The organism is Microcoleus sp. T3_B1 (assembly GCF_036700445.1).
Taxonomy (GTDB): domain Bacteria; phylum Cyanobacteriota; class Cyanobacteriia; order Cyanobacteriales; family Microcoleaceae; genus Microcoleus.
In genome coordinates this window covers 1-24,693 of record NZ_JAUBOX010000044.1, presented here as the reverse complement: position 1 = coordinate 24,693, position 24,693 = coordinate 1, and the positions used below count along the sequence as shown (strand labels likewise).

The following is a 24,693-nucleotide window of genomic DNA, read 5'->3' as shown; positions in this document are numbered from 1 at the left end:
TTACTGATAATTTTCCTTAACAAAAAACAGGGGCAAAGCCACAACTAAGCAACCCAAAAGAATGCCAAATATTCCCGTATTTAAAATCCTGGAATTACCCATTCCTCCCGTCACCAAAAACAGAACTACTAAACTTGCAAATAAATTTTTATTGGCAAATTCTTTGTGTTGCGAAACTTGATGCTTCACCGTCATAAAACCCGACGTAACTATTAGCGCAAACCAAGAATTAAAAATTACTATTTGAGAGCCAAAGATAAACCAAACTAAGGCAAACATTAGCGCATCTATCCAAAAATCCTGAGTTTTCAACTTCGGCAGCCAAAATTCTTGGGTAGTAACAGAGGCCGCTTTCTTGAGTAATTGATTGTGTTGCAGCCGCACGAGTTTGTTTCTCAATTTAATCTTGGGATCGATTTGCAATATTTGCTTCCACTCCGGGCGACGAGAATTGTTGAGTCTTCCCAACAGCTTCACGGCTGCGACTTTATTTAACTGCAAATCGGTGAGTCTGGTGGCAATTATTTGAGATAAGTGCGGATAGTAAACGGGGTTGTCTTCGGTTCTGTTGATGACGATATTGAGCTGTTGCTTGGCTTGACTGACTTGGATTGTAACATTGTACGGGGCGAGATCCTCTTGCAAAGCTTGCTGAATTTCGGCTTGCTGTTGGCGAGTGAAAAGCGACACACCGGGCGCAGGTGTAAGCACCCGTTCTGCGGGCGTTTCCGGCGCGTCTAGCACCGGTTGTGCGTCTAAATACACCGGTTTGGGGTTCAATTGCCGGATGACTGCTGATGCTGAACTGTAGCGCCGATTAGTGGCGCTTTGAAGCATGGTGTCGAGGATGCGGCCGAAATCATCGCTAACAGCAGTCTTCAAATAATTTCGCCAAGCCCAAGAATCCTCTGTACTGTCGAACAAATCGAAGGGAGGAATTTCAGTCAGCAAGTGAATGCAGGTAACGCCCAAACTGTAGATATCGCTGGCAAAAACGGCTTTTCCCATCAATTGTTCTGGGGCTGTATAAGCAGCACTGCCGATGATTGTACCTGTTTGCGGCAACCCGGTTGCTGTTACTTTCTTAGCTGCACCAAAGTCTACTAAAACAATATCTTTTTGGAAAGGAGAGGGTTGATAGGAATTTTCTAAGGCGGGTAAAGGGGCTGGAGTTAGCCGGCGGCGAATGATATTTTCGGGTTTGATATCGCGGTGAATGACTTTGGATTTGTGGACGAAGTGGAGCACTGGCAATAAATCGTTGAGGATTTGCCGAGTTTGAGTTTCGGTGAATGCTCCTTTTTGTTCTAATTCTCTGGCTAGGTTTTTGCCGTCTATAAATTCTTGTACTAAATACTGTCTCCCGTCTTGTTCAAAATGCGCGATTAATTCGGGAATCTGGGGATGTTTTCCCAAGGTTTCTAGCTGGGCTGCTTCTTGGTGAAATAGTTGAGCGGCTTTTTCGGCTGCGGTATTTTGCTGCAAAAATTGCTTGATTACGCACTGCGAAAAAATCAGGGGTTTGGTTTCATCAACTGCTAGAAATGTTCGGCCAAAGCCTCCTTGCCCGATCGGCTTTATGGTTCGGTAGCGAGATGCTGATGGCGTTTCTGCGTCAAGAGTTAACAACAAATTGGAGCCGCAACTTTGGCACAATTCTGCATCCCCTGGGTTTTGCGGATTCTGACAAGTTGGGTTTAAGCAATAGCACATTGGATTTTAGATTTTAGATTTTAGATTTTAGATTTGTAATTGGGAATGGGGAATGGGGAATGGGGAATGGGGAATGGGGAATGGGGCATCGGGCATTGGGCATCGGGCATCGGGCATTGGGCATCGGGAATTGGGAATTGGTTATTGGTTGTTATCGCCAACAACTCACAAAAAACCTATAAAAAACAACAAATAGCAACCAACAACCAACAAATAACTAATGACTACTGACTAATGACTACTGACTACTGACTACTGACTACTGACTACTGACTAATGACTAATGACTAATGACTAATGACTAATGACTTAAGTGGGGACGAGTTCGCCTGGCCGCAATGCGGCCCATTTGCCGGTCTCTTGCTTGAAACTCTGACACCCGACTACATCCCATTCCATTTCAATTTCGTCTTGGCGGGGACGGATGTTGACGTTGATGGTGGGTTCTACGGGGTCGAAATCGGGTGTTTCGGTGAGGTGAATCTGTTCGTGCTGTTCTTCTACGGCGTGGTAGGTGAAGCAGCGGTCTACATAGTGGCAGTTAATACAAATACACATTCTTGATATCCTCTGTGCATTTCAAAAAGATTGGTGAATTTCGAGCTTTCTGTTAATCTAGCGTAGCAAGAGCTTAATTGTTTGTAAGTTTGTTTATTTTTGTTGCGATGCCGATTAGTTTGCCCTCTGCATTGTCTTCTGATACTTGGCCGTTTGATTTGGAACTGCTGACACCGCCTGCTTATCTGGTGGGCGGTGCGGTGCGGGATGCGCTGCTGGGGAGGCGATCGCACTATTTTGATTTGGATTTTGTCATGCTAACACGGGCGGTGAAGACTGCTCGAAAAATTGCCGATCGCACGAAAGGTGGATTTGTCTTGTTGGATGCGGAACGCCAAATTGCGCGGGTGGTGTTTGCGGGCGGTACGGTGGATTTGGCGCAAGCGGAAGGGGGGAGTCTGGAGGGGGATTTGCTGCGCCGAGATTTTCGGATAAATGCGATCGCCTGCAATCCTTTTACAGGAGAAATCATCGATCCTTTGGATGGTCAAACTGATTTGCGGTTGGGTTTGCTGCGGATGGTTTCGCGGTCAAATTTGGAGGACGATCCGCTAAGGTTATTAAGAGCTTACCGTCAAGCGGCGCAGTTGGGTTTTGCGATCGAACCTGAAACTCAATCTGCGATTCGGGAATTGGCGCCGCTGTTGAGTCGGGTAGCGGTGGAACGGGTGCGGACGGAATTAGGTTATTTGTTGAGCAATCCTAACGGTGTTCCTTGGATTTGTCGCGGTTGGGAAGATGGTTTGTTTTCGATTTGGTTTGAAAGTGCGATCGACCGTTTTGATATTTTGACAAAAATTGATGCGTCTGCTGCCAAGTTAGCGGCAATTTATCCAGATTTGGGGAGAGAATTTTCGCGATCGATTCGAGATACGATTAAAACGCCGTTGTTGGCGGTTGCGAAGTTGGCTGTTTTGGCCGATTCCGACCCGACAATTGCTGAAACGCAGTTGCTGCGGTTGAAGTACAGCAATGCGGAGATTAAAAGTGCGATCGGGCTTTTGAAATACTTGCCGAAGTTGCAAGCAAAACCTATCGCCCAAATGTCTTTGAGAGAACAGTATTTTTTGTTTCGGGATGTGGGAATAGTATTTCCTGTTTTAGCGGTTTTGGCGGTGGCGGCGGGAGTTGCGGTTGAGGATATTTCACTGTTAATTAATCGCTATCTGGATGCTGATGATATTATTGCTCATCCCACACAATTAGTTAGCGGCAATGATTTAATGGAATATTTGAAATTGCCCAGAAGTCCACGCATCGGTCAATTTTTAATGGAGATTCAATTAGCGCGGGTGGAGGGGAGAATTGCGACTCGCGAAGATGCGCTGAAATTGGCGGCAGAGTTGGTTAATCAGTCAATTTAAATTGATATATTGCAGCAATCATAACGGGCAAGATGCCCGTTCCACAAGACACTTAATTGTATTGTGGGGAGTAGGGGTTGGGCTTCTAGCCCGCCCTCAAAAATTCAACTTTCTTCTCAAAAATTCAACTTTTCCCTCAAAAATTCAACTTTCCCCTCAAAAGTTGAACGGGCAAGATGCCCGTTCCACAACATTCAACTTTCCCGTGGGGTGTGCTTATAGCCCGCCATGAAAAGTTAGTTGATACTGGTCAAAAATCAGAGTATTAAACAACATCTCTTAATTCTTCCGGCAATTCAAACTTGCCATCGGCACCTGCTTCAAACTCAATAACTTTCAACACAGCATCAACATTCAGCGGCCCGTAAATGTGTGGATAAAAATCTCCAGCAGCAGGTTCATACTTAACTTCTGCTTCCACTTTTTCCGAGTCAATCCACAACAACAGCAATCCTGTTTGTCCAGCAAAAAATTTGTTGGAAGTTCTAACAACTTGCGGGAGTGTCGAACAGTGGATAAATCCTTCCGAGTCTAGGGTATCGCCGCGATAGGATTGAAGGTGTTTTGCTTCTTCCCACTGTTGGCTTTTAGCAATGTGAAATATAACGCTCATAAATTATTTTACCTGCAAAAAAGAAGCTAGGCAGAGCATCTAGATATATGTTCCAAGGCTCTACCTAGGACGAGATTAAAGGATTAAAGTCCTTACTAAAAACCTAACACGATACGAGTACATCCGATCGCCCAAGAACTCTCATATCTTCCTCATCGAGCTCGACTGGTGTACCGCTGCGAATTAGTTCCACAAAATCCTCATTCGGCACCATGATGCACAAAGCGTACAAACGTTCACTGCCCGTATTCTCAATTACGTGAGTGCCTGTTGGAGGCACTAACAAACTATCTCCCGGTTGAATACTAACTGTTTTGCCGTCGCAGGTTGCTTGCCCTGTTCCTTTGAGTACAAAAAACATTTCTACTGCAAATTGATGGCGGTTGGGAGGGGTTTTGCCGCCCACATCGAAAATCTCCACGCAAACTGTTAATGAAACATTAGCTATTACCGGATCGAAGACGATAGCTAATCTATTAGTATCGCCCGGACTGATCCGAAATGCTTGGTAGTCTTTCGGAGACTTTATAACAGGAATCATGCAGTGGTTTGTCATTTTTTTTGTTTAATTGTTAATTATCGTAGGGGCGGTGCCCCCGTGCCCGCCCAGCCCCGTGCCCGCCCAGCCCCGTACCCGCCTACTCAGTTTCTTAATCAAGAGGGGCAACCACGGAGGGATTGCCCCTACACTCATTCTAGGAATCATTGCTGACTACTATTTAATTGCTTCTAACATAGCCTGAGAATCCGACAAAAAGCCAAAACATTGTTTAACGTTATAAAGAGTAGCTTGCCAGCAATAATCGGGAGATGTCGTAGCTGTACAATCTTTGACTAAAATACAGTCATAACCGAGGAAATTAGCATCTTGCAGGGTAGCCATGACGCACTGATCGGCGTTTACTCCTCCAAAGAAAAGTGTAGTTCGGCCGAGGTTCCGCAAGATACTATCTAAAGGAGTATCCCAAAAGCCACTCATCCGATATTTATCAACGCAAATATCCTCCGGTTTGGGTTTTAATTCATCGACAACCTGCGCCGCCCAACTCCCTGCCATCAGTACAGGTGCGTTGTTTTTTGGCAGCGGATCTCCCAAACCTACGCCGGATCCTGTGGGATTGTAAACGTGACGGGAAGCTGCACTAATATTGAGCAAATCGGGGCGGTTCCCCCAGTTAATCCAAATAATTGGTACTGCGTGCGATCGCAATTCTGGCAGCAAATTTGTTAAAGGATTAATTGGAGTTCGGGCGGGCGTTACATCTACGCCAATATGTGCTAGCCAACCGTCGGGATGACAGAAATCGTTTTGCATATCTATCACCAACATTGCTGCTTTTGCTAAGTCCAAACGCAGGGTTTTAGTTTCTGTTTCCAGGGTAACAGGTTGAGGCGCGATCGGCGATCGGGTGATATCAGCAATTTTGGCATCAACTTTCCAAGCATTCGGCGGTACACCCAAGGTGCGGAGAGAATCAGGATTCATATGGATTTTGGCTCAAAAACAATTTCAATCTTATAACTATTTGATTGTTACTAACTTGTCATATCTTAAATCTTTGTTATAATAATTAAGTATCCGTGGCAACTTTTTGATAATCTTTAGGATTTATTAACTTTATTACAGGCGATCGCAAATGTTAACGCCGGGGAATCATCAAATAAAAATTAAGGTAAATTTACAAAAAGGGTAAATCTATGAGCTTTACAATTCAAAATGCTTTAATTCCGGTTGATAGCGGTTATGAAACCGCAGATGTGCAAGTGGTGGAGAATTGCATAAGTGCGATCGCCCCCAAGTTAAAACCTGCGGGAACAGTTATTCACGGCAAAAATAAGCTGCTGCTACCCGGTTTTGTCAACACGCACACTCACTCTTCAGAAATGTGGCAGCGGGGCATTATTCCCCCTCTGCCGCTGGAGTTGTGGATTGCCGAATTATACGATTTTACACCTCTCGATCCCGAACAAGTTTACTTGAGCGCCTTGGGAACTGCGGTAGAAACATTACTGTCGGGCGGAACAAGCGTAGTCGATCATTTAGTTTTGATTCCGGGGCAAGAATTAGAGACAATCGCCGCCGCAGTTCGCGCTTATCAAGAAATCGGCATCCGCGCTTTTATCGGGCCGTTAATTCAAGATGAATCCCTGACAGCGGGGATGCCTGCGGGCGATAGCGGCATGGAACACGCGGCTTACATTCGCTCGACTAAAGCTACTTTGGAATTAATGGAAACAGCCATAAAACAGTTTCAACATCCCGAAAAAGGTGTTAATATGTTATTGGCGCCGACGGGAATTCAACTGTGTTCTGATGCTTTGTTTGAAGGCTGCATCGAATTGAGCGATCGCTACAATCTTTGTCGGCACGCCCACCTCTTGGAAACCCCCGCTCAAAAACAGTTAGCTCACGAAAAATACGGCTGTAGCGCTGTCGAGCACCTGCAAAAAATTGGTTATTTGAGTCCCCGAACTTCCTTAGCGCACTGCGTTTGGCTGGACGATTCCGACATTGCGATTATGGCCGAAAGTGGAGCGACAGTCGTACACAATCCCCTCAGCAACTTGCGCCTGGGAAGCGGGATTGCACCGATTTTGAAATACCGTCAAGCGGGAGTTAACGTATCTTTTGGCTGCGACGGCGCTGCTAGCAATGACTCTCAAGATTTGCTGGAAGCGATTAAAATTGGTTCTATTTTGCACAATATCACGGATTTGGATTACCGCCAATGGATTACACCGCGCCAGTCTGTAGAAATGGCATCCCTGGGAGGATCGCAAGGCTTGAATCTCGCCGATGAAATGGGTTCGCTGACAGTCGGGAAAAAAGCAGATTTTGTGCTGTATGATTTAACCAGTTTATCATTGCTGCCGCGCACCGATCCGATCGGCTTGCTGATTTTAGGGCGCCCGACTAATGCGGTAGACAGCGTTTGGGTAAACGGCAAACAAATTGTCGCCGAAGGTAAGGTGAAAACGATCGATGTTGATGCTTTGATGCGGGAATTATTCGATCGCAGCGAGTGGACGAGCAAGCGTCAATCGCAAACGGTGAGCGAGATTGAAGCGCACTACCGCCAAGTTATGAAACTGCAAGGTTATTCTTAAAAAATTAACCAATAGAATATGATATCATGTCCGGTTGAATCACATAATTAGCGCCGCCACTAAAAATTAACGCCATCCACCTCCCACATCCCAATCACTCAGAACTTCTAGCCATGACACCCCCTAACAACCAGATAAATGTAGACGCCAGACTTGTTGCAGCTAATACCAAATTTGGTTTTAACTTGTTCAACACCCTCACCAAACAACAGCCGAATCAAAATATCTTTATTTCCCCTACTTCTGTCGCCCTCGCACTGTCAATGGCATACAACGGAGTCAGCGGAGAAACCAAACAAGAAATGACAAAAGCTCTCGAATTAACGGGAATGACTCCCCAAGAAATCAACGCAGCAAATCAAGCTTTGCAAAATAGTTTGCAGAAAGTTGACCCCAATGTCCAAGTATCAATAGCCAACTCGCTTTGGGCGAAACAAGGCTTCTCATTAAAACCCGAATTTCAGCAAACAAATCAAGAATACTACAAAGCTAATCTTACCGAACTAGATTTTACGAATCCGCAAGCTCCCAGCATCATTAACAACTGGGTGAGCCAAAAAACTCAAGGAAAAATTGATCAAATAGTCGAGGAAATTAGCCCTGCTCAAGTCTTGTTTTTGATTAACGCAATTTATTTCAAAGGCAACTGGCAAACGCCCTTTGATAAATCTCAAACTGCCAACAAAACTTTTTCTTTAAGCGACGGCAGTTCAAAACAGCATCCGATGATGTCTCAGACAGGCATTTATGGGTACTACGAAACAGACAAATTTGAAGCAGTTAGTTTACCTTACAGCAAAGAAGGTTCTCTGAGTATGTATATTTTTATGCCCAGGCTCAATAGCAACTTGGAAACTTTTTTGCAGCAATTAACAGCCGAAAACTGGAATAAATGGATGCAAGAATTTAGAGAAATAAATTGTATAATTGAAATACCCCGCTTCACAATGGAGTATAAAGTTGAACTCAAAAGCACACTCATAGCTTTGGGAATGGCAGGAATTTTTGAAATCTCAAAAGCCGACTTTTCTCCGATGACTGATGACAACGTAGCAGTAGCTTCAGTAAAACACAAAACATTTGTCGAAGTGAACGAAGAAGGTACAGAAGCAGCCGCAGTGACTTCCATCGAGTTATTCAGAAGTTTGCCTTTTCTAATGAATGTAAACCGTCCATTCTTTTGTGCCATTCAAGACGATACTACAGGAACAATATTATTTATGGGTACCATCTTTGACCCCCAATAATATCAAAATTATTAGGTGCGTCAGGAAATGTTCGATCGCCTTTTAATAAAATAACCCTCGCTGGCGCACCCTACCAAGCTAATTATACGGTAAAATATCAGTCTAAAAATAATCATATTTGCGACAAATTGATGATTAAACTGCACAAATGGCAGCGGATACTGGCTTTAATAGTTGTTTTTACGATCGCCCTTACCTCCTCCGCCATATTATCCCCGCGTCTATTAGCTCAAACCCGCCCCCAAACCCCAACAACCGAATTGCGCGGCGTCTGGCTGACGAACATTGACAGCGACGTTATTTTCTCCCGCAACAACATCATTGACGCTGTAAATCGACTCGATCAACTCAATTTCAATACCATCTATCCCACGGTTTGGCAAGGAGGGTATACGCTTTATCCGAGTGCTGCAGCCCAACGAGTATTCGGACAGGCGATCGACCCATCGCCCGGATTGAAAGACCGAGACATCCTCAAAGAAATTATAGCACAATCCCGCCAAAAAGGTATAGCAGTAATCCCCTGGTTTGAGTTTGGTTTCATGGCTCCCGCCGAATCGGAATTAGCCACACTTCACCCCGACTGGCTGGCGCAGCGGCGCGATGGTTCAACTATTTGGAAAGAAGGCAAACACGATCGAGTTTGGCTGAATCCCTTTCATCCCCAAGTGCAGCAATTTATCTTAGATTTAATCCTAGAAGTTGTCGATAATTATGATATAGATGGCATTCAATTTGACGACCATTTCGGCTTGCCAGTAGAATTTGGCTACGAGCCATTAACAGTGTCAATGTATCAGGAACAAATCAAAAGTCCTCCCTCCGACGACCCCCGCGAAACCTTCTGGGTGCGCTGGCGCGCTGACAAAATTAACGACTTCGTGGGCAGAGTTTCCCGCGCCATCAAATCCCGCAAAGAAAAATGTATTGTCAGCTTATCTCCCAACCCTTTTCACTTTGCTTTACCCGCCCACTTGCAGGACTGGTTTACCTGGGAAAGACGCGGCTACATCGACGAAATTGTGTTGCAGGTTTATCGCAGCGATATCAAGCGTTTTAGTGCCGAACTGGAACGGGAAGAAGTTAAATTGGCTAAACTTAACATTCCAACTGCGATCGGCATTTTGACTGGTCTTAAAAATAATTCCGTGCCCCTCAAACAAATTCAAGAACAAGTGCAAGAAGTGCGAAAAAGAGATTTCGCCGGCGTCTCGTTCTTTTTCTACGAAAGTTTGTCGAATTGGGCGAGGGAAACCCCCGAACAGCGCAATTATGCCTTGCAAGAATTCTTTCCCACAAAGATGCAGCGCCCCCCATCCGAAGGTCGAATTTGAAACGGGAGCATCTCAATGAAAGCAGCCAAGCCCAAAATTGGAGTTAGGAGTTAGGAGTCAGGAGTCAGGAGAAAAGAGTCAGAAGGAAGAAGAAAGGAGCCAGAAGAAGTGTTTTTACAAATATGAGATGCTCCCATTTGAAACCCACGCTTAAAATGAGAAAAAGCATACAGCGCTTAGGAATTGTCATCTTATTTTTAAGCGCTTTCCTAACAATTGGCTATCTCACTCCCCGAAAATGGGGAAATTACTCGCAAGCAGATTGCACAATCTCTCTATACATTTCCAACCAAGGCATCCACACCGAAATCATTGTTCCAGTTAAAAATGAATCTTTTGACTGGAATCAATTTTTACCGCTAACAGAAATAGGGCGGGATGCCACTTCTGATTATCAATATTTGTCTTTTGGCTGGGGAGATAGAGCTTTTATGTTGGAAACTCCCACATCAGGAAGTATCAACCCAGTTACAGCTTTCAAGGCGCTATTTCTCCCTACTCCGTCTACGGTGCAAGTACAAGGTTATCGGGTTTGGCCACAAAATAAAGAAACAAAATGTGTTAAACTTAGCGGGTCTAATTATCTAAACATTGTGAATTTCATTAAAAATTCATTCCAACTAGACGCAGGAGGTAATAAAATAAAAATTAGTTATGGCTACCACAACAGTGATAGTTTTTATGAAGCAAATGGCAGCTACTCTATTTTGAGAACTTGCAACGACTGGACGGCAGAAGCTTTGCAAAAAGCTGATGTCAATACTCCTTTATGGTCAACGCTTTCTTCTGCGGTTATGTTTCATTTAAATAGCGGCTGCGAATGTATATAAGAAGGAAGAGGATCGATGTGAAGAAGGAAGAAGGAACAAAAATAAACTCTTCCCAATTCCTAATGCCCTGTTTGGCCGATGCCCCATGCCCCATGCCCGATGCCCAATTCCCCATTCCCAAATATTATGAATGTAATTCCAGCGATCGACTTATTGGATGGAAAATGCGTCAGATTGTATCAGGGAGACTACGCGAAGTCTCAAACTTTTAACGACAACCCCGTCGCAGTCGCCAGAGAGTGGGTAAATGAAGGCGCAACCATGCTGCATTTAGTAGACCTCGACGGCGCCAAAGCAGGTCATCCAGTCAACCAAGCAGCCATTGAAGCGATCGTCCGATCAGTAGACGTTCCCTGTCAAGTAGGTGGGGGAATGCGCGATCGCGCCTCCGTTGCTGGTATCCTCAATTTAGGCGTGCGGCGCGTCATTCTCGGCACTGTCGCCGTCGAACAACCGCAATTAGTCGGCGAATTGTGCGCCGAATTTCCCGATCGAATTCTGGTCGGCATCGACGCCAGAAATGGTAAAGTTGCTACTAGAGGCTGGCTAGAAACTTCGGAAGTTTTAGCAACAGAATTGGCGCAAAAAATGGCCGAGTTAGGGGCGGCTGAAATTATTTACACCGACATTCACCGCGACGGTACTATGGAAGGGCCGAATTTGGAATCTTTGCGCGAAATTGCTAACGCTATTTCGATTCCGGTGATTGCTTCCGGTGGCGTTAGTTCGATCGCCGATTTGTTGAGTTTGCTGGCTTTGGAACCAATTGGTGTCAAAAGTGCGATCGTCGGTAGGGCAATTTATACCGGCGATATCTTGCTAAAAGAAGCAATTCAAGCAGTCGGGCAAGGGCGGTGGCAGGATGTACCGCCAGATTTGGGTTCTTCAAGCTTTGCTTGATACAGCAAATTCCACATTTATGAAGTACACCCGCCTCTGGCTCAATCCCCGTAGGGACAAAGGCTTTCGCCCAAGCAGTGTCAACTTTCCACGTCAAACCCGCAGTCCGACAGGGGTTGAAACCCCTGTCTCAAAGCACAAGTCCTCTGAAGAGGACTAAAGAAATGGGTAACAACTCATCAGTCCTCTTCAGAGGACTTTCGCTATTAGACAGGGACTTCAGTCCCTGGCGGTCTTTCGGCTTAAGTTGACACTAATGGACTCTTGGAGTGTCCCTACTACACTTCATAAATTCAATCATCAATTAACGTAGCATTGTCTTTCTTACCATCACCGTAACCATGTTTTTGAACCATACAATTACAGCTTTAAGTTCTGGGATGGCATCCCTAGTTGCCCCCATACCTTTGTTAGCAACAGTCGAGGCAGAAAATTCGCCGATCGTCCTCAGCGGAGTTTTGCTCAGTTTGGTAGTGATTTATATCGCCAGTAAAATCGGCGCGGAAGTGGCTCTAAAGTTTGATTTTCCCCCGGTTTTGGGTGAACTTGTAGCAGGGGTGATTATTGGAATATCTGCTTTACACTTGATCGTTTTTCCCGGAAGCGAGCTGTCAGCCTCAGACTCAGGGATTATGACAGTTCTGCAATCGATTAATCATCTGTCTCCTGCCGCCTTCACCAGTGTGTTTGAATCGCAGAGTGAAGTCATTTCAGTGCTAGCTGAATTGGGCGTAATTATTCTGCTGTTTGAAATTGGCTTAGAGTCGGATCTCAAACAACTCAAGCAAGTCGGAATTCAAGCTACCGTTGTCGCCTGCGTAGGTGTGGCAGTTCCCTTTGCCGCCGGTACTGCGGGCTTGATGATAATTTTCCACACGGCGGCAATTCCAGCAATTTTTGCGGGGGCAGCTTTGACGGCAACCAGCATTGGAATTACATCTAAAGTGTTGTCTGACTTAGGACAACTGAACTCTAAAGAAGGTCAAATTATTGTCGGTGCGGCGGTGATTGATGATGTGTTGGGAATTATTGTCCTGGCTGTTGTCGCCAGTTTAGCCAAAACCGGGGAGATTGATGTTGTTAATGTCATCTATTTGATTGTCAGTGCAACTGTTTTTCTGCTAGGTTCGATTCTGTTGGGTGGTGTCTTCGACAAAACCTTCTCGGCGGTGGTGGGTCAACTCAAAACTCGCGGCAATATTCTCATCCCGGCATTTATTTTTGCCTACTTCATGGCTTTTCTGGGCAACGCAATTCATCTCGAAGCGATTTTGGGTGCGTTTGCTGCGGGCTTGGTGTTGGATGAAAGCGATGCGCGCAATGAGTTGGATGAACTGGTGAAACCCATCGCCGATTTATTTGTGCCCATCTTCTTTGTGACGGTGGGAGCACGGGCGGATTTGGGGGTTTTGAACCCAACAGTGCCGGATAATCGGGCGGGACTTTTGATTGCCGTATTTTTGATTGTGGTTGCTATTTTGGGCAAGATCGTAACAGGTTGGGTGGTGTTTGGTCAGCCTGGAATCAATCGATTGGCGATCGGAGTGGGGATGATTCCTCGGGGCGAAGTCGGGTTAGTGTTTGCCGGCATCGGTTCCGCGAGTGGGGTTTTGGATAAACCGTTAGAAGTCTCGATTATTATCATGGTGATTCTGACGACATTTTTAGCGCCGCCTTTTCTGCGGATTGCCTTTGGTGATACGGTAGAGCCTCCTGCTAGTGGGGAACTTTCTAGCGAGAAAATCGTTTGATATCAAATCCGCCCTTCATCGGAATTATTCATCTCTCTGTTCTCGAACTCTGCGTTCTCTGCGTACTCTGCGGTTTAATCATTCCCATCCAACCGGAAACGATATGATAGAGGGAATTTGAGTCTGGGCGATCGACTAATTTAGACACAAAGGTCGATCGTCCAAATTGTCTTACCCGTAATATCATGTCCCCTCGATTCCCCCAAATCACGTAGGGGCGGGTTCACCAACCATATTTGCCAATAATTGACAATCTCAAAAACCCGCCCCGACCGGGATATTATGGTCAATCGATCGTCCAAATTGTCTTACCCGTAATATCCTGTCCCCTCGATTACCCGAAATCACGTAGGGGCGGGTTCACCAACCATATTTGCCAATAATTGACAATCTCAAAAACCCGCCCCGGCCGGGATATTATGGTCAATCGATCGCCCAAATTTATCTAGCCGTAATCATAAGTCCTAAGTTGTGAGAAGCGGCTACAGCTTGACTTTCAACTGATAACAATTGTCAGCGAGTTTAATCAGTTCGCCCAGGCCCCAAGTACCTTGATCGTTCAAAAGTTCCGCTAGTTGATTCGGGATGGCTTCTACGCCCAGAAATGCCCCGCTGATGGCACAAGCCATTGCTGCGGTGGTATCCACATCGCCACCGACGGCGATGCTAGTGCAGAGAGTTTCCCAGTAATCTTGAGGCGTTCTCAAAAACGCATATAAACTCCACAAGACGCTACCAACTACAAAAGGGGAAATTCCTTGCCAAGAGTGCTCGTAGTTTAACGGGAGTCCAGCTCTAGAAATCAACTCTACGGCTTCTTCTGGGGGCAATTTCACCCAATCAATCAAATCTTTGAGCAAAGCAGCAAAGGAAGGATCGACTTCTCCTACCCATTCGCTCAGTTGACCGAGAAATGGCTCAGTTTCTATCATCATGTCAGATTGAAGGGCGATCGCCACAGCCCCGGCGATCGCCACAGCCCCAGCAGAACACCGCGAATCTTGATGGGTGATGCGCCCTTGATCGCAAGCAGCTTGTACAAGCTGGGACGGGTCATCGTAGAATATTAAGCCGATCGATCCAGCCCTCATCGCACTGCCATTACCAGCATTGGGAGCACGAGTACCAGCTTCTTGCCAAGCAACGCCCCGAATCAGGCGGTTTGCAGCTTCTTCTGTCGATCGACCCCGCCCGACAATGCGCTGTTGAGCGAAAATGTCAGCAATACGGGTGGCGTAGTCGCTGGGGTCGAATTCGCCACAAGCGACGTAGCTTTGGAGGAGTTCGCGGGCGAGTTGGGAGTCGTCGGTGTATTGACCAAAAGGCAAGCCGAAGCGATCGCGATCTTTGATTTTTTTGAGTCTAACTTCGTAGTTGACAAAGTTTTGGCAAACTTCGGGAGGATAGCCTTCTACTCTACAGCCTATAGCGTCGCCCAGACACTGACCGATCAGACAACCTCTAAATTGTTCGAGACGCGGTACTGTCATTTATGTAGTTTTGAGTAGGTCAATTTAATCGTATGTTAAATCCCCGAATTCTTAAAGCCTGCTGTGGAGAGTCAGAGCGCCCGCTACTAGCACTAACTACTTGTCTATCCCCTTTTTTTCTTGAATTTGAGCTGACGACTTTTATTTTATTTAAACAAATAATTTAGATACGATATAACAGTTTCCAACCTACTTAATAAATGCTATATAGAGGAATGTGCAAGCAGTTATTTACCAACAATTGCTACAGCACCGCTTTGCAAAACAGGAATTTCAATTCGGAACTCTGCTCCTTGATGGGGTTGAGAGAAGCACTGGATGAAGCCACCGTGCTTATCAACTACAATTTGATAGCTGATGGATAGCCCTAATCCAGTTCCTTTACCCGTTGGTTTTGTGGTGAAGAAGGGATTGAATACCTGTTGTCTAACAGTTTCCGGCATCCCAGGCCCATTGTCTTGAACTTGAATTACTACATTTTTTGAATAACCAGAATGAGTTTCGTTTGTGACTAGCTTAGTCCGAATAGTGATGCGACTGGGATTTGTTTGGATGTCTTTTCGAGAACGCTGATTGTCGTAGTTTTCTAAAGCATCGATCGCATTTGCCAGAATATTCATAAAGACTTGGTTCAACTGTCCGGCATAGCACTCTACTCGCGGTAAGTCACCGTACTCTTTGACAATTTCAATAGCAGGATGAGCCGGGTTTGCCTTCAGCCGATTTTGCAAAATCATCAATGTGCTGTCAATTCCCTCGTGGATATCAACTGGCTTCATTTCTGCCTCATCCAGCCGCGAGAAGTTTCGTAGCGACAGGACAATTTGACGAATGCGATCGGCTCCTACCTTCATTGAAGTCAGCATTTTGGGCAAATCTTCACTAATGTAGTCCAGCTCGAACTCTTCAATTTTTTCCTGAATTTGGGCATTAGTTGGATAGGTTTGCTGGTAAAGCTGAATCAACTTTAGTAAATTTTGCGTGTAGTCGGCAGTATGGCTCAGGTTGCCATAGATAAAGTTGACTGGATTATTAATTTCGTGAGCAACACCAGCAACCAGTTGCCCCAAACCTGACATTTTCTCTGCCTGAATAAGCTGTGCCTGAGTTTGCTGTAAGGTTTTGAGTGCAACCTCAGCTTCCTCTTTTGCTTGCCTTAACGCAGCTTCGGCTTGCTTGCGCTCAGTAATATCGAGTGTGAAGGAGCCAACTCCAACAATCTTTCCAGCCTCCCCTACTAAAGGCGTATTGAACCATTCGCAAATAATGGTTTTGCCGTCTTTCGTAATATTTTCGTTGACGTTGTAGCGTCCTCTGGTCTCACTCAACAGCTCGTTCAGAACTTGATCGACTACCTTTCTGGCAGACGCAGGCACAATTAATTCTGCGGCATGGTGTCCGATCGCCTCTTTCGCCGTGTAACCAAAAATCTTCTCTGCCGCTGGATTCCAGGCCGTGACTTTAAAGTTTAAATCCCATTCCAAAACGGCCAGTGAAGTTTGGCGGAATAGAAAAGATAGCCGCTGCTGCGAGGCTTTGAGTTCTTCTTCTACTTGTTTCCGTTGAGTAATGTCAATCCCTGTTTTGATGATGTACTCAATTTCTCCCCGATCGTCCAGTAAAGCAGTATCTGACCAGGCAATCAGTCTGAGTTGTTGATCTTTGGTCATCCAACTGCCTTCATACTGCTGGGGAAAATTACCAGATTGTAAAGACTCAAAAGTAGTTTTGGCTTGTCTAGCTAAGTCTGAGTTGGGGAACAAGTCCCAAATGTAGCGCCCTTTCACTTCACTAAACGAGTAATGAGTCATTTGTTCGCAAGCTCGGTTAAAGCGAACGATTTGTCCCTGCGGGTCGAGCACAACTACCAGGGCACCTGCAATTTCAAGAATAGCTGAAACAAAATTGCGTTCCACTTCAACAGCTTTAATCAGTTCCTCTAACTGGGTTGCCATATTGTTAAAGGCGATCGCCAATGTCCCCAGTTCGTTTTGGCTGTCGATGTTGAGCCGTGTCTCTAATTGCCCCGCACTGAGTTCAGTAGCTGCCGTGGTTAAGCGCTGGAGGGGCACCACAATTTGCCGAATAAATACAAAGCCAATGCCAACAGCGACGATCGTCACCAGCGCCAATGAGCCTCCCATAACTGAGAGCATTTGGTAAACGGGAGCATACGCCTCAGCCGTTGGCAGTTCTACAACCACATTCCAATTCACGCTCCGAACTAAGGCACTGGCTCCCAATACTTCTACCTGCTTTAGACCCTGATAAACGTTAAGGCGCTTAGTATCTTGGGATGCTTTCAAGAATTGAAAAAAGGGACGCTTAGAAATATCTTCAAGTTGAAATGTTTCTGGCTTACTACCCTTTTGAGCAATGAGAAAATTACGCTCATCAACTACATAGACATAACCCGTCTTGCCCACCTCCGTTTGGGAAACAATAAACCAGAGAAAGTTGAGATTTATCTCTGCTAATAGCACCCCATCCACCTCATCTCGCTCATTCCGAATCGGAACCGCCAGAATGGTCTTTGGTTCGTGGGTTTGAGGATTAATTTCTACAGGACTGACATAATCTTCCTGTTGTTTAAAGGCACGAATAAACAGTGGCGAATTGGCGGGATTTTCTAAATTGAGCGGTTCGTAGGGCGAAACTGACGCGACAACTTGTCCCTTCCGGTTCAAAATGGCAACGGCTTCATAAGCATCATTATGACGAGTCAACCCTTCCAACAGGCTCTGCTGCGCTTGAGGTTGAAAGTTGGTGAGTCCTTTGACCCTAGCTAAATAGCTCAGTTTTCGTTTCAAGTCATCTAGATAATTATCAATCTGCCCTGCTGCTGTCTGACTACGCGCTTGTTGGAGCGATCGCGATTGCTGGATCTGCGCCTGAAAGCTGAGGTAGATCAACAACCCACCAGTGGGCAGTAAGCTCAGGAGAACCAAAAATATCAAACCATACCGGAGCTGATGTGCAATAGATAAGAAGCGTGGCCAGGGATGAGAAGGAGAGCTTTTGGCGATCGGCAGAGCGCGATCGTTGCGTTGATTTTGCATCGGACTTAGGATCAATTTTGGTAAATCAATTAATCGGCGCACTAAGGAGAAACATCGATTTTGCCAGTCGTCACAGCTTCTCGGATGGTCTTGAAAGTGTCCTCTTCCTGAGACGTGAGACTACCACGGAAAGGGGCAAAGTCGTAGATATTTTCCTTGAGCCCAAACTTGTAAAGTTTTCCTTCCCAGCGACCTTGCTGGGTTAACACGGCCGCATTTAGCACCAGATTGGGAATGTCCTGCAGAACGCTAGTTAGGACTTTGCCGGGAGCCAGTTCGTACTGATCCTTTGCCCAACCAATCACAAAGACTCCTGGCTTTTGCGTAACGGCTTTTAGGGCGGCTAATCCTGCCTCATCCGCGTTGAAGGTCAAAACATCTACTCCAGAGGCAACCATATCCGTTGCGACTTTGGTGGCTTTGTCCGTATCACTCCAAGTGTTGAGAAAAGCAGTCGAAGCTTGAACAGAGGGATTCGTTGCCTTCACTCCCCGCCTAAACAAGGCTTCTTCTTCTTTATAAACCGGATAAGGTGCACCCACAATATAGCCAACTTTATTGCTTTTGGTCTTCATGGCAGCCAAAGCGCCTGTGAGGTACCCCACCTCACCCGAGCGAAAGGCAACAGCCCCCAAATTTCTGTTATTCCCTGGATGCGTTGTAACCAGGGCAAATTTCGTTCGTGGAAATTCTTGAGCGACCTTTTCGGCAGCTTTGGCATAGCCACCATTGGCTACAATTACCAGGTCATAGCCTGACTGGGCATATTTGCTAATGGCAGCTTCACTATCTTCACCGTCAAGACCAGTAAAGTCTACCTGAGCATTAAATTTATTTTTGATTAGATTCAATCCTTCAAAAGAAGCTTGAGCCCAACTGTTGTTGTCTTTGGAGCCTCTGGTGACCATTGCCACTCTAAAGCTGCTAGAGGTAGTTGCTTCAGGGGAAGAGTTTACGTTCGGAGTCGATCGACTGCAACTGATCGCCAAAAATAGAGCTAGAGCCGCCAGAGTCATTTGTTTGAAAAGAGATTGAATTCGCATAATAGCTTTTCGCAGGAATATTACTTTTTCTAGGTCGATAAATTTGTTGAATGGTACCTCAACAATCTTCACAACTCTTACTGTAGCTGGCATTTAATGACTCTGGCCGATTCAGCGTACCACTCATTTAACCTCAAAAACAAGTAAGGACACGGCACTGCCGTGTCCTTACAAATCTAACCTGCAATTAACCGAATTCGCGATTACTTAACAAACAGCATTTCTTGATAAGTAGGCAGAGGCCACAAATCATCAGCCACTTCACCTTCCAGAGCATCCGCATACTGGCGAACCTCATCCATCAAAGGACGAATTGTTTGCGAAGCATACTGCATATGGTCTTCGGTCGAAGCAAAATCGTGCTTGCTCAAAGCATCACTCAACTTGCTCGCAGTATCCATCATTGACTTAACCAGCACCGCTACTTTTTCGGCACTTTCCTTTTCCAGCTCAATCCCAATCTCTTTCAATTTAGAAATCGTGCCGGAAAGTTCAGCTAAATACCTCACCGCTGCGGGGTAAATAATGGTTTTTGCCATGCTTGATACCAGTTTTGCTTCGACTTCAATTGCCAGCAAATACTGCTCTGCATAAACATCGTAACGGCTTTCCAATTCAACGGGAGTCAGAACACCTGTCTTTTCAAACAAGTCTTCAATGTATCCTTCCTTCAATACGGGCAAAGCATCTGCCGTAGTCCGCAAGTTAGCTAAACCCCGTTCCTCAACAGCCATTTTGTGCCATTCTTCCGAATAGCCATTGCCGCCAAATATAACCGCGCCGTGCTCATCCATCACTTCTTTCAAAACAGTTTGGATGGCAGCATTCAGTTCAGTTCCGTTAGCCAAATCGCTTTCTAATTTGTTAGCAATCCAGTCCAAAGAATCTGCAAGGATTGTATTCATCGCCACCAGCGGCCCGGAAACAGACTGACCGGAACCTACTGCACGGAATTCAAATCGGTTTCCAGTAAAGGCAAAGGGCGAAGTCCGGTTTCTGTCCCCAGCATCCTTCATGAAAGTAGGCAGTGTTTCTACACCTAAGTTCATAATTCCCCGACATTGAGAGTCCTTAATTTCTCCCCGGCTAATTTGCCCGAAGATATCTTCTAATTGCGAACCCAAATAGACAGAGATAATTGCTGGCGGAGCCTCATTTGCACCCAATCGGTGGTCGTTGCTGGCAGTCGCAACTACGGCGCGCAACAGCGGCCCGTATTTGTGAACTCCGCGAATCACAGCGCCGCAGAATACTAGAAATTGTATGTTCGAGTGCGGTGTATCGCCTGGGTCTAATAAGTTTCCTTGGGTGGCATTGCCGACCGACCAGTTGACGTGTTTGCCAGAACCGTTAATGCCGGCGAAAGGCTTCTCGTGCAGCAAACACATAAAACCGTGTTTCTTCGCAGTGTTGCGGAGAATTGTCATGGTTAATTGTTGATGGTCGCTGGCGACGTTTGCAGCTTCAAAAACTGGTGCAATTTCAAACTGACCGGGAGCTACTTCGTTGTGGCGGGTTTTGGCAGGAATTCCCAGCCGGTACATTCTTTCTTCTACTTCTTGCATGAAGACTTGAACGCGCTCTGGAATCGCTCCAAAATAGTGGTCGTCAAATTGCTGACCTTTCGCAGGAGGTTTGCCAAAAAGGGTGCGACCTGCTAGCAGTAAATCGGGGCGACTGGTGGTGAAATTGGCATCTACCAGGAAGTATTCTTGTTCGGGCCCGCAACTGGAATTGACGGGAGCAACTTCGGTATTTCCTAATAGCTTTAACACTCGGATTGCTGCTTTGTTCATTGCGGCAATGGAACGCAAAAGCGGCGTTTTCTTGTCTAAGGCTTCACCTGTCCAGGAGATGAAAACAGTGGGAATGCACAATGTCATGCCGTTGTCTGTTTCCATGACATAAGCAGGGCTGGTGACATCCCAGGCTGTATATCCGCGAGCGGCGGCAGTGGAGCGAATGCCGCCGTTGGGGAATGAGGAGCCATCGGGTTCGCCTTGTACTAGAACTTTACCTGCAAATTCTGAGATGACGGAGCCATCGCCTTGCACTGAGATGAAAGCATCGTGCTTTTCGGCGGTGCTGTTGGTTAGCGGGTAAAATACGTGGGCGTAGTAGAGGGCTCCTTTGGAAATAGCCCAATCTTTCATTGCTGCTGCAACTACATCAGCTACGGAATCATCGAGTTTTTGGCCTGTTTGAACGGTGTTTTTTACTGATTTGAAAATACTTTTGGGCAGACTTTCTTGCATTTTGCTCAGACTAAAAACGTCTGTTGCCCACAAATCTTCTAGCCGCTTGGGAGGCTGGGCAGGCATCTGTTTGCGGTTGACGATTTGAGAAATTGCTTGAACGCGCGATTGGTTTCCACTCATGGTTATTTTTATTGGGATTGCAGGACGAGTTGTTGATAAAAAATAGATGTTAGCAAAAGTCTAACGATTGACGAATATGTTGGATTTACCCAAGATTTTGCACCATTCTCAAGAACGGGCTCTTCGGCCCGTTCCACAAGAGATCAATTTTCTCGCTTCACAGCCCGTCCAGCCTGTTCATAAAAGGCTAATTGAGAATGGTGCAACATATGAGATTTACCCAACATTTTTTGTCAAAGCTAACTTTTGCGAGAATGCCTTTTTTGGCAGGCTCTACAAGATTGGATGAGCGAGGCGCAATCACTTCGCCGTCCACCGGGCGTGACAATCCTGTGTGAGATGCGGTTGGATTTCGGTTATTAGCAAGAAGATAGATGGCAAGAGCCTGTACAAACTTGAGTCAACATTATAGATGTCTGCACTGCACAAATTTAGTAACTAATATTCACCCTGGTCAGCTCAAAAATTTTGTGCGAATCAATTCCGATGAATTCAGGTCAAAACTACTTATGGTTTTTAACGGTTCGACGATCGATAAATCGCAGTCCAGCAAACAACGCACTCGTTTAGGGGTTTTGGAGAATTATGGAGAGTACACAATCTACACTTGGAGAGTTTAAACAATCATTAACAAAATAAATGTATCGCAGGCTACAGAATTTTATGTTTTTTTTAGAAAGGTCGATCGCACCGATCGCACACAACCCCAGGGTTTCAGTGTAACAGGGCATGGGGCATGGGGCATGGGGCATGGGGCATAGGGCATGGGGCATGGGGCATGGGGCATGGGGCATACCTCACCACGCGATCGAACCGCTATATAATAAATAAAGTCTGGCAACTCTTCTAAAAGTTGGTGCGACAATTTGCCGTAGAAATCTTTACGAGATTTGGGAACTTATTAAACTGTTATAGCCGCAGTTTATTGAGCATAAATGAATAAGTTGATAATTTTTAGTTAACTCGTTGGTAATCGGAAGACTTCAGAGTATGAGCCAAAAAGCGTTCTGTGTAGTACAAAGCTAATTGATTGCTCGGCCCATTAAAAACTGCATCAAAGGCGTGTTCAGCCCAAGGAATTTCGAGCAAAATAGCCCGCTCGCCCGTGGCTCGCAATCGTTGGTAGAGCGATCGACCAAACTTGGGCTGAACGATATGGTCGCGACCTGCATAAACCAGTAGAGAAGGGGGAAGATTGGGTTTAATATAATTTATGGGAGAAGCCCGACGGTAAAGCTCATTGAGTTCATCTGGCGTTCCTCCCAAAAAGGCACGTAAGACGGCTCGAACATTTATGGCATCAGGAAAAGGTGGGTCATTGTATCCCCGGATCAGGTCATTTGGCCCGTAATAGTTCACTACTGCTCGAACTGGAAGCACACTAGAATCATAAGCAGTTAGCATTGCTAAATGGGCACCTGCAGACCTTCCCATCAGAGCAATTCGATCGAGATCGATTTCCCAATCAGCAGCATGAGTTTTGATATAGGAAAGAGCGGCTTGTACGTCCTCAAGCTGAGCAGGAAATCGATACTTGGGAGCGTGGCGGTAAGCGATTGCAACCACACAATAGCCTTGGGCGGCCATGTAGCGGCTGAATTCCTCATTGGAATCGGGATTGCCTCTCTGCCAAGCTCCTCCGTAGAGCGTGATAATCGCCGGATATTTGCCAATTTGCATCGGCCGATAAAGGTTTAGTTGCAGTGAAACTCCGTCAGGGTTGGCAAATCCAATAGCCCGATCGATCCTAACCTCTCTGATGGGAATTCCTCGGAACGCATCTGCGAGGATAAACGCTTGAGGGCGTAGCTGCGCGCGATCGGCTTGAGGAATCGCTGCTAAATAGTTTTCCCCTAAAACAGCTTGCATTTGGGTAGCTATGGCTGCATTGGCTGCTGGGAACTGAATCAGGGGAAGCAGGCCCAGGATGAGGGCGAACAGGTTACAAATCAGTAAAATAATGTAGACTTTACCTTGATGCCGTCTGAGCAGGTTCAGCAGAAGGGCGATCGTATTGATAGCAACCAACCAAGGACTGATTTCTGGTGCTCCCACCGCCAAAGGGTACAGGAACATCGTGGGTGCTGGTACGATCACCCAGAGACTGAGAAATAGGGCGATCGTACTTAGGAACCAAGAAATAAATGGCGAGACTAAGAATGCTGCCAATAAGGGTAACTTTTTGCGGTTCTTCTTGTGGATCATCGGATTTTTGCAGCCTAATTTTTAATCAGTTTATACCAATTTTTTATGAGGCCTCGTAGAATCCGATCCCCCCTAGCCAAGAGGGCGGGCACTCTTGGCACCGCCCCTACTAAGGGGGGGACAAGATTCCGATCAAAGTCAACCCCTACTCCCCAACAATCAGGGGGATTTAGGGGGATCGAGATATGTGCAACTTCACATTAAATTGGTATTAAACTAATATCATCGCCCTAAAATATGCTACAATGACACTGAGACTTTAACAAAAATTGCCTCAAAGTAGATTCCCAAAAAGCATTGATTTAACACCTAAGTCGTTAAAAATAATTTAATCGCCTTGCGCCACCAACAGGATAAATCTTTGGGGAACGAGTTCTTACATCACTATTGCATAAATTTGGATAATTGGAAGTACATTTTAGATTCAAGCATTAGCTCTAGCAATCCTAAATCATTTGTGAATTTCTTACTCCCTCCCCAAGGCATCGGGGAGGGTTGGGGTGGGGTAAAAATTTACGACTCCTGCAAGGATTTCTATATGACTGATGACTATCGGGTTTGGACATTTTCTATAATTGCATTTTTTTGAAACTGGTAAGCTAAGGCGCATCTAAATTTTATACTCACGTTTGATGAAATTATTGTGCGTATCTTGCCCGCCCCAAAATACAAGTTAGATGCCCGACAGCTTATCAACTGCGCTAATTCGGTTGAATTAGGTGGAGCCACTTATAATCCAATACGGTTCAGTTAACACTGTTAATTCCCCGGAGATCCCCCTAAATCCCCCTGATTGTTGGGGAGTAGGGGTTGACTTTGAGCAACTTCTTGTCCCCCCCTTGTAGGGGCGGTGCGACCCCTACTCCCCGTGCCCGCCCTTGGCTTGGCTAGGGGGGATCGATCTTAACTGAACCGTATTGACTTATAATCGGCGTCAAGAGCCTTTTTATCGGTTAAAATGTATAGTACAAAAAGCCCATCTCACACCGCTATACAGCGGATTCCAGGTTTATGAAGTACAGTAGCAGCAGCTTGTAAACCAGTTTTTAAAGTGCTGTGGATTAACCCGCGTCAAGCGCCGTAGCTAGTAAAACATCAAC

18 protein-coding genes are annotated in these 24,693 nt (G+C 45.8%); 8 read left to right on the top strand and 10 right to left on the bottom strand.

Annotation, left to right across the window (positions count from 1 at the left end):
* Nucleotides 1-1,713: a serine/threonine-protein kinase gene (locus QT990_RS21850; RefSeq protein ID WP_333465746.1), complete on the bottom strand. Its 1,713-nt coding sequence runs from the start codon at nt 1,711-1,713 to the stop codon at nt 1-3.
* A gap of 45 nt (nt 1,714-1,758) precedes the next feature.
* Between QT990_RS21850 and QT990_RS21845 the strand changes: the two genes are divergently transcribed.
* Complete coding sequence (locus QT990_RS21845; RefSeq protein ID WP_333143854.1) at nt 1,759-1,944, top strand: hypothetical protein; 186 nt, start codon at nt 1,759-1,761, stop codon at nt 1,942-1,944.
* A gap of 78 nt (nt 1,945-2,022) precedes the next feature.
* Here QT990_RS21845 and QT990_RS21840 read toward each other — a convergent pair whose 3' ends face one another.
* Nucleotides 2,023-2,271 (bottom strand): Ycf34 family protein, encoded by a 249-nt coding sequence (locus QT990_RS21840; RefSeq protein WP_333143853.1) that lies wholly within the window; start codon nt 2,269-2,271, stop codon nt 2,023-2,025.
* A 107-nt stretch (nt 2,272-2,378) separates the two neighbouring features.
* Between QT990_RS21840 and QT990_RS21835 the strand changes: the two genes are divergently transcribed.
* Nucleotides 2,379-3,635, top strand: coding sequence for a CCA tRNA nucleotidyltransferase (locus QT990_RS21835; protein WP_333143872.1), 1,257 nt, complete (start codon nt 2,379-2,381; stop codon nt 3,633-3,635).
* Between the two features lie 265 nt (nt 3,636-3,900).
* On the opposite strand, the gene QT990_RS21830 is transcribed toward QT990_RS21835, so the two are convergent.
* From QT990_RS21830 to QT990_RS21820, 3 genes are all read right to left on the bottom strand, one after another.
* Nucleotides 3,901-4,248 carry a DUF952 domain-containing protein gene (locus tag QT990_RS21830; RefSeq protein ID WP_333102344.1) on the bottom strand — a complete coding sequence of 116 codons (348 nt, stop codon included), beginning with the start codon at nt 4,246-4,248 and terminating at the stop codon, nt 3,901-3,903.
* Between the two features lie 103 nt (nt 4,249-4,351).
* Nucleotides 4,352-4,789: a cupin domain-containing protein gene (locus tag QT990_RS21825; RefSeq protein ID WP_333300749.1), complete on the bottom strand. Its 438-nt coding sequence runs from the start codon at nt 4,787-4,789 to the stop codon at nt 4,352-4,354.
* Nucleotides 4,790-4,963: 174 nt separating this feature from the next.
* Nucleotides 4,964-5,734, bottom strand: coding sequence for a cysteine hydrolase family protein (locus tag QT990_RS21820; protein ID WP_333143851.1), 771 nt, complete (start codon nt 5,732-5,734; stop codon nt 4,964-4,966).
* A 212-nt stretch (nt 5,735-5,946) separates the two neighbouring features.
* Between QT990_RS21820 and QT990_RS21815 the strand changes: the two genes are divergently transcribed.
* The 6 genes from QT990_RS21815 to QT990_RS21790 all read left to right on the top strand — a co-directional run bounded on the left by QT990_RS21815 (nt 5,947) and on the right by QT990_RS21790 (nt 13,418).
* The gene (locus QT990_RS21815) at nt 5,947-7,356 is read left to right on the top strand and encodes an amidohydrolase (RefSeq protein WP_333465745.1); all 1,410 of its coding nucleotides are present in this window, start codon (nt 5,947-5,949) and stop codon (nt 7,354-7,356) included.
* A 113-nt stretch (nt 7,357-7,469) separates the two neighbouring features.
* Nucleotides 7,470-8,603 (top strand): serpin family protein, encoded by a 1,134-nt coding sequence (locus QT990_RS21810; RefSeq protein WP_333465744.1) that lies wholly within the window; start codon nt 7,470-7,472, stop codon nt 8,601-8,603.
* A gap of 131 nt (nt 8,604-8,734) precedes the next feature.
* Entirely contained in the window at nt 8,735-9,937 is a 1,203-nt protein-coding gene (locus tag QT990_RS21805; RefSeq protein ID WP_333465743.1) for a glycoside hydrolase family 10 protein, read from the top strand.
* A 155-nt stretch (nt 9,938-10,092) separates the two neighbouring features.
* Nucleotides 10,093-10,767, top strand: a complete 675-nt coding sequence (locus QT990_RS21800) for a TIGR02117 family protein (protein WP_333465742.1) — start codon at nt 10,093-10,095, stop codon at nt 10,765-10,767.
* A gap of 126 nt (nt 10,768-10,893) precedes the next feature.
* Complete coding sequence (gene hisA / locus QT990_RS21795) at nt 10,894-11,667, top strand: 1-(5-phosphoribosyl)-5-[(5-phosphoribosylamino)methylideneamino]imidazole-4-carboxamide isomerase (RefSeq protein WP_333465741.1); 774 nt, start codon at nt 10,894-10,896, stop codon at nt 11,665-11,667.
* A gap of 341 nt (nt 11,668-12,008) precedes the next feature.
* Complete coding sequence (locus QT990_RS21790; protein WP_333143845.1) at nt 12,009-13,418, top strand: cation:proton antiporter; 1,410 nt, start codon at nt 12,009-12,011, stop codon at nt 13,416-13,418.
* A gap of 482 nt (nt 13,419-13,900) precedes the next feature.
* On the opposite strand, the gene QT990_RS21785 is transcribed toward QT990_RS21790, so the two are convergent.
* From QT990_RS21785 to QT990_RS21765, 5 genes are all read right to left on the bottom strand, one after another.
* Nucleotides 13,901-14,908 carry an ADP-ribosylglycohydrolase family protein gene (locus tag QT990_RS21785; protein WP_333465740.1) on the bottom strand — a complete coding sequence of 336 codons (1,008 nt, stop codon included), beginning with the start codon at nt 14,906-14,908 and terminating at the stop codon, nt 13,901-13,903.
* A gap of 227 nt (nt 14,909-15,135) precedes the next feature.
* Complete coding sequence (locus QT990_RS21780) at nt 15,136-17,967, bottom strand: PAS domain S-box protein (RefSeq protein ID WP_333465739.1); 2,832 nt, start codon at nt 17,965-17,967, stop codon at nt 15,136-15,138.
* A 41-nt stretch (nt 17,968-18,008) separates the two neighbouring features.
* Entirely contained in the window at nt 18,009-19,103 is a 1,095-nt protein-coding gene (locus tag QT990_RS21775; RefSeq protein WP_333143842.1) for a BMP family protein, read from the bottom strand.
* A 110-nt stretch (nt 19,104-19,213) separates the two neighbouring features.
* The gene (locus tag QT990_RS21770) at nt 19,214-21,388 is read right to left on the bottom strand and encodes a glutamine synthetase III (protein WP_333143841.1); all 2,175 of its coding nucleotides are present in this window, start codon (nt 21,386-21,388) and stop codon (nt 19,214-19,216) included.
* A gap of 954 nt (nt 21,389-22,342) precedes the next feature.
* A complete protein-coding gene (locus QT990_RS21765; RefSeq protein WP_333143840.1) occupies nt 22,343-23,593 on the bottom strand; it encodes an alpha/beta hydrolase in 1,251 nt (416 codons plus the stop codon).
* Nucleotides 23,594-24,693: the final 1,100 nt, after the last annotated feature.

What these genes read in the sequence shown, in the direction of transcription:
- QT990_RS21835 (WP_333143872.1), top strand. Translation starts at nt 2,379, where the DNA reads ATGCCGATTAGTTTGCCCTCTGCATTGTCTTCTGATACTTGGCCGTTT.
- QT990_RS21815 (WP_333465745.1), top strand. Translation starts at nt 5,947, where the DNA reads ATGAGCTTTACAATTCAAAATGCTTTAATTCCGGTTGATAGCGGTTAT.
- hisA (WP_333465741.1), top strand. Translation starts at nt 10,894, where the DNA reads ATGAATGTAATTCCAGCGATCGACTTATTGGATGGAAAATGCGTCAGA.
- QT990_RS21790 (WP_333143845.1), top strand. Translation starts at nt 12,009, where the DNA reads ATGTTTTTGAACCATACAATTACAGCTTTAAGTTCTGGGATGGCATCC.
- QT990_RS21850 (WP_333465746.1), bottom strand. Translation starts at nt 1,713, where the DNA reads ATGTGCTATTGCTTAAACCCAACTTGTCAGAATCCGCAAAACCCAGGG.
- QT990_RS21810 (WP_333465744.1), top strand. Translation starts at nt 7,470, where the DNA reads ATGACACCCCCTAACAACCAGATAAATGTAGACGCCAGACTTGTTGCA.
- QT990_RS21825 (WP_333300749.1), bottom strand. Translation starts at nt 4,789, where the DNA reads ATGATTCCTGTTATAAAGTCTCCGAAAGACTACCAAGCATTTCGGATC.
- QT990_RS21775 (WP_333143842.1), bottom strand. Translation starts at nt 19,103, where the DNA reads ATGCCAGCTACAGTAAGAGTTGTGAAGATTGTTGAGGTACCATTCAAC.
- QT990_RS21765 (WP_333143840.1), bottom strand. Translation starts at nt 23,593, where the DNA reads ATGATCCACAAGAAGAACCGCAAAAAGTTACCCTTATTGGCAGCATTC.
- QT990_RS21780 (WP_333465739.1), bottom strand. Translation starts at nt 17,967, where the DNA reads ATGCAAAATCAACGCAACGATCGCGCTCTGCCGATCGCCAAAAGCTCT.
- QT990_RS21830 (WP_333102344.1), bottom strand. Translation starts at nt 4,248, where the DNA reads ATGAGCGTTATATTTCACATTGCTAAAAGCCAACAGTGGGAAGAAGCA.
- QT990_RS21820 (WP_333143851.1), bottom strand. Translation starts at nt 5,734, where the DNA reads ATGAATCCTGATTCTCTCCGCACCTTGGGTGTACCGCCGAATGCTTGG.
- QT990_RS21805 (WP_333465743.1), top strand. Translation starts at nt 8,735, where the DNA reads ATGATTAAACTGCACAAATGGCAGCGGATACTGGCTTTAATAGTTGTT.
- QT990_RS21800 (WP_333465742.1), top strand. Translation starts at nt 10,093, where the DNA reads ATGAGAAAAAGCATACAGCGCTTAGGAATTGTCATCTTATTTTTAAGC.
- QT990_RS21845 (WP_333143854.1), top strand. Translation starts at nt 1,759, where the DNA reads ATGGGGAATGGGGAATGGGGAATGGGGAATGGGGAATGGGGCATCGGG.
- QT990_RS21770 (WP_333143841.1), bottom strand. Translation starts at nt 21,388, where the DNA reads ATGAGTGGAAACCAATCGCGCGTTCAAGCAATTTCTCAAATCGTCAAC.
- QT990_RS21785 (WP_333465740.1), bottom strand. Translation starts at nt 14,908, where the DNA reads ATGACAGTACCGCGTCTCGAACAATTTAGAGGTTGTCTGATCGGTCAG.
- QT990_RS21840 (WP_333143853.1), bottom strand. Translation starts at nt 2,271, where the DNA reads ATGTGTATTTGTATTAACTGCCACTATGTAGACCGCTGCTTCACCTAC.